8 protein-coding genes are annotated in these 6,928 nt (G+C 68.4%); 5 read left to right on the top strand and 3 right to left on the bottom strand.

The window, feature by feature from the left end; translation table 11 throughout:
* Positions 1-70: 70 nt before the first annotated feature.
* Both recN and GQ56_RS0116140 read right to left on the bottom strand, forming a co-directional pair.
* On the bottom strand, positions 71-1,720 hold the full coding sequence (gene recN, locus GQ56_RS0116145) for a DNA repair protein RecN (protein WP_031399639.1): 1,650 nt from the start codon (positions 1,718-1,720) through the stop codon (positions 71-73).
* A 19-nt stretch (positions 1,721-1,739) separates the two neighbouring features.
* Positions 1,740-2,642, bottom strand: a complete 903-nt coding sequence (locus GQ56_RS0116140) for an NAD kinase (RefSeq protein ID WP_031399638.1) — start codon at positions 2,640-2,642, stop codon at positions 1,740-1,742.
* Between the two features lie 131 nt (positions 2,643-2,773).
* Here GQ56_RS0116140 and hrcA point away from each other — a divergent pair, with 131 nt between their 5' ends.
* From hrcA to GQ56_RS0116125, 3 genes are all read left to right on the top strand, one after another.
* Positions 2,774-3,796, top strand: a complete 1,023-nt coding sequence (gene hrcA, locus GQ56_RS0116135; protein ID WP_031399637.1) for a heat-inducible transcriptional repressor HrcA — start codon at positions 2,774-2,776, stop codon at positions 3,794-3,796.
* Positions 3,797-3,945: 149 nt separating this feature from the next.
* The gene (hemH, locus tag GQ56_RS0116130) at positions 3,946-5,010 is read left to right on the top strand and encodes a ferrochelatase (protein ID WP_031399636.1); all 1,065 of its coding nucleotides are present in this window, start codon (positions 3,946-3,948) and stop codon (positions 5,008-5,010) included.
* Positions 5,011-5,014: 4 nt separating this feature from the next.
* Positions 5,015-5,422 carry an RNA-binding S4 domain-containing protein gene (locus GQ56_RS0116125; RefSeq protein WP_031399635.1) on the top strand — a complete coding sequence of 136 codons (408 nt, stop codon included), beginning with the start codon at positions 5,015-5,017 and terminating at the stop codon, positions 5,420-5,422.
* Here the strand turns inward: GQ56_RS0116125 and GQ56_RS46050 are convergent.
* Positions 5,394-5,555, bottom strand: a complete 162-nt coding sequence (locus GQ56_RS46050) for a hypothetical protein (RefSeq protein ID WP_162836103.1) — start codon at positions 5,553-5,555, stop codon at positions 5,394-5,396. The genes GQ56_RS0116125 and GQ56_RS46050 overlap by 29 nt on opposite strands.
* Before the next feature lie 353 nt (positions 5,556-5,908).
* On the opposite strand from GQ56_RS46050, the gene grpE reads away from it, so the two are divergent.
* Entirely contained in the window at positions 5,909-6,454 is a 546-nt protein-coding gene (gene grpE, locus GQ56_RS0116120; protein WP_031399634.1) for a nucleotide exchange factor GrpE, read from the top strand.
* 10 nt (positions 6,455-6,464) lie between these two features.
* Positions 6,465-6,878, top strand: coding sequence for a thioredoxin family protein (locus GQ56_RS0116115; RefSeq protein WP_031399633.1), 414 nt, complete (start codon positions 6,465-6,467; stop codon positions 6,876-6,878).
* Positions 6,879-6,928: the final 50 nt, after the last annotated feature.

The raw sequence follows: 6,928 nt of genomic DNA, 5'->3' as shown, positions 1-6,928 counted from the left end.
AGCCGGTAGGGCGGGCAGGGCGCGCCGGCCGGGCCCGTTCGGTCAGGTGCCGCCCGGGCGGCCCGCCGCGTCAGGCCGCGAGCATTTCCTTCGCGTGCTTGCGGGTGGTCGCCGTGATCTCGAGCCCGCCGAGCATCCGGGCGACTTCCTCGACGCGGCTCGCCTTGTCGAGCGGGGTGACCGTCGACACGGTGCCGCCGTTGTTGTCGGCGCCCTTCGCGACCTGGAAGTGATGGTCGCCGCGCGCGGCGACCTGCGGCAGGTGGGTCACGCACAGGACCTGCCGGTCGCGGCCGAGCTGGTGCAGCAGGCGGCCGACCACTTCGGCGACGCCGCCGCCGATGCCCGTATCGACTTCGTCGAAGATCAGCGTCGGCGTCGGGCTTGCCGCGCTGGCGATGACCGCGAGCGCGAGGCTGATCCGTGCAAGCTCGCCACCCGACGCCACTTTCGCAAGCGGCCGCAGCGGCACGCCGGGATGCCCCGCGACCCGGAACTCGACCTGCTCGAGCCCGTGCGGGCCGCCGTCGGCGATCGGCACGAGCGCGACCTCGAAGCTTCCGCCCGCCATCGACAGTTCCTGCATGCCGGCCGTGACGGCCGTGCCGAGCGTCCTGGCGGCCCGCGCGCGCGCGCCGGACAGGTTTTTCGCATCGGCGAGATAGGCTTCCCGCGCCTTGGCCTGCACCGCTTCGAGCGCACCGAGATCGGCGGCCGCGTCGAGCGCGGCGAGCTGGGCGCGCCGCGCCGCATGTTCTTCGTGCAGCGTATCGGGCGGCAGCCGGAACTTGCGGGCGGTCGAGTGCAGTGCATCGACCCGCATTTCGACCTGGGCGAGCCGTTCGGGGTCGAGATCGACCCGCTGCGCGTAGTGCGACAGCGAATAGACGGCTTCCTGCAGCTGGATCTCGGCCGGTTCGAGCGACGCGAGCGCGTCGCCGAGCGCCGTGTCGTAGTCGGCGAGGCTGCGCAGCTTCGACACGATCGCGCCGAGTTGCGCGAGCATCGCGTCGTCGGACTCGGACAGGGCGTTGAGTGCGCCGCGCACGCCGTCGATCAGGTTCGCCGAATGCGACAGGCGCTTGTGCTCGTTGCTGATTTCGTCCCATTCGCCGGGCTGCGGCGCGAGCTTGTCGAGCTCGGCGAGCTGCCACGCGAGCTTTTCGCGCTCGAGCTGCAATTCGCGCTCGTGGGCCTTCGCGGCGTCGATCGCTTGCGTCGCGTCGCGCCATACGCGCCACGCGCGCGCGACGTTCGCGGCATCGGCGACAAGCCCCGCGTGCGTGTCGAACAGCTCGCGCTGCGCGTCCGGCCGCATCAGCAACTGGTGCGCGTGCTGGCCGTGGATGTCGACAAGCATCTCGCCGAGCTCGCGCAGCTGCGCGAGCGTCGCGCTGGTGCCGTTGATGAACGCGCGCGAGCGGCCGTTGGCGTCGATCACGCGACGCAGCATCACGGTGTCCTCGGTGTCGAACGCGTGTTCGTCGAGCCAGCGCGCGACGCGGTCGTGCGGCGTGAATTCGGCGGTGATGTCGGCGCGGCCGCAGCCGTTGCGCACGACGCTCGCGTCGGCGCGCTCGCCGAGCGCGAGGGCAAGGGCGTCGATCAGGATCGATTTCCCGGCGCCGGTTTCGCCGGAAAAGACGGAAAAGCCGCTGTCGAATTCGAGATCGAGCGCGGCGACGATGACGAAGTCGCGGATCGAGAGGTGGCGGAGCATGGTGTCGGGCGGGGCGGCGTCAGGACGCCTTGTCGTCTTCGTTCGAGGCGTGTTCGTTCCAGTGCAGCTTCTTGCGCAGCGTCGCGTAGTAGCTGTAGCCGATCGGGTGCAGGAACGGCACGGTGTGCTTCGAGCGGCGTACCTCGATCGTGTCGTTCAGTTCGAGCGACGTGAACGACTGCATGTCGAAGTTCACGTTCACGTCGCGCCCGGCGACGATCTGGATCGCGATCTTCGAATCGTCGGGCAGCACGATGGGCCGGTTCGACAGCGCGTGCGGCGCGATCGGCACGAGCACGATGCCCGCCAGCTGCGGATGGAGGATCGGGCCGGCCGACGACAGCGCGTAGGCGGTCGAGCCGGTCGGCGTGGCGACGATCAGGCCGTCGGAACGCTGGTTGTACATGTACCGGCCGTCGACCGACGCGCGCAGCTCGACCATCCCGGAGACGCCGCTGCGGTTCACGACGACGTCGTTGAAGGCGATGGCGTGGTAGATCGGTTCGCCGTCGCGCATGATCCGGGCTTCGAGCAGCGCGCGCTCCTCGCGCTCGAACTTGCCCGACAGGATCACCGGGACGAGCGCCTGCATGTCGGCCGCCGCGATGTCGGTGATGAAGCCGAGCCGCCCGTGGTTGATCCCGATCAACGGCGTCTTGTACGGCGCGAGCTGACGGCCGATGCCGAGCATCGTTCCGTCCCCGCCCAGCACGACCGCCACGTCGGCGCGCGCCCCGATTTCGGCCGGGGTCAGCGCCGGGTAGCCGGTGATGCCGATCTCGCGCGCCGTCTCGGCTTCGAAGACAACCTCGAAGCCCCGCCTGGCGACGCAGGCGGCCAGCGTGGCGAGCGGCTCGGCGATGTTGGGCGTATTGCTTCGGCCGACGAGCGCGACGGTGTTGAACTGATTGCCGGTTTTCATGCCGGCATTACACCATAGCTCGTTGACGAAAAGAACCGGTGGCGCACCCGTGGGGCCGGATCGGGCCGGCCCGCACAACGGTGGCCGACGCCACTCGCCGCGGTCGCGAGGTTGCGCTAAAATTTTCCACCATGCTAGATCCTCGCGCACGAACCCTCCTGAAAACCCTGATCGAACGGTATATCGCCGACGGTCAGCCAGTCGGATCGCGCACGTTGTCCCGTTACTCCGGGCTCGAACTGAGCCCGGCGACGATCCGCAACGTGATGTCCGACCTGGAGGAGCTCGGCCTCGTGTCGAGCCCGCACACGTCGGCCGGCCGCGTGCCGACGCCGCGCGGCTACCGGCTGTTCGTCGACACGATGCTGACGGTCGAGGCGCCGATCGACGCCGAGGCCGTCGCGCGGCAGGTGCAGAACACGCTGCAGGCCGGCGAGCCGCAGCAGCGGGTGGTCGCGGCCGCCGCGAGCGTGCTGTCGAACCTGTCGCAGTTCGCGGGCGTCGTGCTGACGCCGCGCCGCAGCCACGTGTTCAAGCAGATCGAGTTCATGCGCCTGTCGGACAAGCGCATCCTGCTGATCATCGTCACGCCCGAGGGCGACGTGCAGAACCGGATGCTCGCGACGCCGCGCGACTACTCGCCGTCGCAGCTGACCGAGGCGTCCAACTACATCAACGCGCATTTCGCCGGCCTGTCGTTCGACGAGGTGCGCCGCCGCCTGCGCGACGAGATCGACCAGTTGCGCGGCGACATGACCGCGCTGATGCACGCGGCCGTGACGGCCAGCACCGAGGTGCCCGACACCGAGGACACCGTGCTGATTTCCGGCGAGCGCAACCTGCTCGAGGTGGCGGATCTGTCGTCCGACATGGCGCGGCTGCGCAAGCTGTTCGACGTATTCGACCAAAAGACGGGCCTCCTGCAATTGCTCGACGTGTCGAGCCACGCCCAGGGCGTGCAGATCTTCATCGGCGGCGAATCGACGCTCGTGCCGATCGAGGAAATGAGCGTCGTCACCGCGCCTTACGAGGTGAACGGGCAGATCGTCGGCACGCTCGGCGTGATCGGCCCGACCCGCATGGCGTACAACCGCGTGATACCGATCGTCGACATCACCGCGCGCCTGCTGTCGCTGACCCTGAGTCAGCAGTAGCGCGGCCGGGCGGATGCCCGATCCCGCCTCGTCATCGTGCCGCGGCGGCGCATGCGCCGGCAGTCGGCCGAACGGCCAGCCGACCTGTGCGAGGCAGCCCGCTATAATTGAGGGCCGTCCGGTTCCGTGCCCCGAGCACGTTCTTGCCCATGCGTTTCGATCTTGAGCCGCCTTCGAGTACCGCGGCCGCCCATCGCATCGGTGTGCTGCTGATCAATCTCGGCACGCCCGATGCGCCCACGCCGCGTGCGGTGCGGCGCTATCTGGCCGAATTCCTGTCGGATCCGCGCGTCGTCGAGATTCCGCAGGCCATCTGGCAGGTGTTGCTGCGCACGCTGATCCTGCCGCTGCGCGGCCGCGCGTCCGCGAAGAAATACGCGGCCGTCTGGATGCCCGAGGGCTCGCCGCTGCGCGTGCACACCGAGCGGCAGACCGACAGCGTGCGGCACCTGCTCGCGTCGAACGGCTATCACGTGCTGGTCGACTATGCGATGCGCTACGGCAGCCCGAACATTGCCCAGGCGCTTGCCCAGTTCAAGCGCGCGGGTGTCGAGCGCGTGCTGCTGATGCCGATGTATCCGCAATACTCGGCGTCGACCACGGCTACCGCCTTCGACGCCGCGTTCGAGGCGCTCGCGCGCATGCGCAACCAGCCCGAGGTGCGCACGGTGCGGCACTACGCCGACCATCCGGCCTATCTCCACGCCCTCGCCGAGCAGGTGCGCCATTACTGGGCGCAGCATGGCCGGCCCGACTTCGCGGCCGGCGACAAGCTCGTGCTGAGCTTCCACGGCGTGCCGAAGCGCACGCTCGATCTCGGCGATCCGTATCACGACCAGTGCCAGCAGACGGGCGCGCTGCTGATGGCCGCGCTCGGGCTGTCGACGACCGAATGCCGCGTCACGTTCCAGTCCCGCTTCGGCAAGGCCGAATGGCTGCAGCCGTACACGGCGCCGACGCTGCGCGAGTTCGGCGAGGCCGGCGTGCGGCGGGCCGACGTGTTCTGTCCTGGTTTCACGGCCGATTGCCTCGAAACGATCGAGGAGATCGGCATGGAAGTGCGCGACGAGTTCCTCGCCGGCGGCGGCAAGTCGTTCCACCGCATTCCGTGCCTGAACGGCGCGTCGGCGTGGATCGGCGCGCTCGGGGAGATCGTCGCCGAGAATCTGCAGGGCTGGCCCGTCAGGACGGTGCAGCCCGAAACCGTGAGCTGACGCGATGAACTACAGGATTTCGACCGAACCGGGCGCGAAGCTGCGCATCGACAAATGGCTGTGGGCGGCCCGGTTCTTCAAGACGCGTTCGCTCGCGACCGACGCGGTCGACAAGGGGCACGTGAAGATCGGCGGCGCGGCGGTCAAGCCGGCGAAGGAGGTGCGGGTCGGCGACCAGGTCGAGATTGCGATCGACGGTATCGTCTGGCACATTGCCGTGCTGGGCGTGTGCGACCTGCGCGGGCCCGCGAGCGTCGCGCAGACGCTTTACGAGGAAACGGCAGCGGGGCGGGCCGCGCGGCTCGCCGAGCTGGAGCGGCGCCGCACGTATCGCGAGCCGGCAGCCGAGCTGCACGGCCGGCCGACGAAGCGGGATCGCCGCATCATCGACAGATTTTCGGGTGGGAGCTGAACATCTGGTCGAACGTCGCCCGCGCACTTCCGTATTCGGTCGTGCGGTCGGTGACGGCTCCCGACAGGCAGATGGTGGTGGTGCCGGCAATGAGTACCAGCGCGACCACCGATATCGCAAAGGTCAGTTTCACGGTACTCCCCTCGAGAAGACGGGTGAAAACGGCGCCAGGTGGATGTCAGGCGGCGGTAAGCTAGGGTAAACACGCTTTTTCGACGCTTGAGTGGAGTGTAGTGCAGCGTGCCTGTGCCAAGCTAGTACCCGGCTGGTAAGCGTTGTTACAGGCCGTTTCGCCCGATCCGGCGAGCGCTGCGAGCGATGCACCGGCACTGCGCGCGGTTGTTTCGCGGCATTGGAGAATGCGGCGCCCAACCCTCTTGAAAACGCAGTTTTCACCCCTATTTGCACCAGCAATGTGCGGTGCCGCCCGGCGTATGATCGGGCGGTTGCCGATTTGGCTTCAACCTCTAATCGACTTTCAGCGACATGGAAAACACGCAAGAGAACCCGGCTACCCAATCGGCCGAAGATATCGGCAGCGAGAAGCCGGAGGCGCAAGGCGCCGCGCCCGCCGCCGAAGCAGCCGACGCGGCGCTCGCGGAGGCTCAAGCCAAGGTCGCCGAGCTGCAGGAAAGCTTCCTGCGGGCGAAGGCCGAGACCGAGAACGTCCGCCGCCGCGCGCAGGACGACGTGTCGAAGGCGCACAAGTTCGCGATCGAGAGCTTCGCGGAACACCTGCTGCCCGTGCTGGACAGCCTGGAAGCGGCCGTCAACGATACGTCCGGCGACATCGCAAAGGTGCGCGAGGGCGTCGAACTGACGCTGCGCCAGCTGACGAACGCGCTCGAGAAGGGCCGTGTCGTCGCGCTCAACCCGGTCGGCGAGAAGTTCGATCCGCACCAGCACCAGGCGATCTCGATGGTGCCGGCCGAGCAGGAACCGAACACCGTCGTCGCCGTGCTGCAAAAGGGCTACACGATCGCCGACCGCGTCCTGCGCCCGGCGCTCGTCACCGTCGCGCAGCCGAAGTAAGGTCGCCGCGATGGTGCCCGCCGGCGTCGATCCGGCCGCGTTCGACGCGTTCGGCATGCAGGCGCTGGATGCCGGCACGTTCGACGCGGCGCTCGAAGGCGCGGGCGACGCGCTCGCGGTGGTGTTCTTCTGGGGCGTCGACTGCTTCAACTGCGAGATCGCGAAGAAGGCGATGCTCGCCCAGCCCGACGCGATCCGCGCGCTGGACCTGAAGTGGTTCCATTGCAACGTGTACGAACACCATCAGCTGGGGCGCCGCTTCGCGCTGCACGGCGTACCGACCTGGTTTTTCTTCCACCGCGGCAGGCGGCTGGGCCGCGCGACGGGCTGGCATGGCCTCGCGCAGTTCCAGGCGGCCGTCTCGGCGGCGCGCGCGAAGATCGCCGCGGCGTCGGGCGGCGATCCGCTGGCTGGCGGCGATTGAAAAAATTTAATATCCGCATCGCCTGTCGGGTCTTGAAAACGGGCCGGACG

Origin of the sequence: Burkholderia paludis (assembly GCF_000732615.1) — a bacterium.
GTDB lineage: Bacteria > Pseudomonadota > Gammaproteobacteria > Burkholderiales > Burkholderiaceae > Burkholderia > Burkholderia paludis.
This window is presented reverse-complemented; position numbering and strand designations above follow the sequence as displayed.

Coding starts and splice junctions, on each gene's coding strand:
- recN (WP_031399639.1), bottom strand. CDS start 1,720: ATGCTCCGCCACCTCTCGATCCGCGACTTCGTCATCGTCGCCGCGCTC.
- GQ56_RS0116140 (WP_031399638.1), bottom strand. CDS start 2,642: ATGAAAACCGGCAATCAGTTCAACACCGTCGCGCTCGTCGGCCGAAGC.
- hrcA (WP_031399637.1), top strand. CDS start 2,774: ATGCTAGATCCTCGCGCACGAACCCTCCTGAAAACCCTGATCGAACGG.
- hemH (WP_031399636.1), top strand. CDS start 3,946: ATGCGTTTCGATCTTGAGCCGCCTTCGAGTACCGCGGCCGCCCATCGC.
- GQ56_RS0116125 (WP_031399635.1), top strand. CDS start 5,015: ATGAACTACAGGATTTCGACCGAACCGGGCGCGAAGCTGCGCATCGAC.
- grpE (WP_031399634.1), top strand. CDS start 5,909: ATGGAAAACACGCAAGAGAACCCGGCTACCCAATCGGCCGAAGATATC.
- GQ56_RS0116115 (WP_031399633.1), top strand. CDS start 6,465: ATGGTGCCCGCCGGCGTCGATCCGGCCGCGTTCGACGCGTTCGGCATG.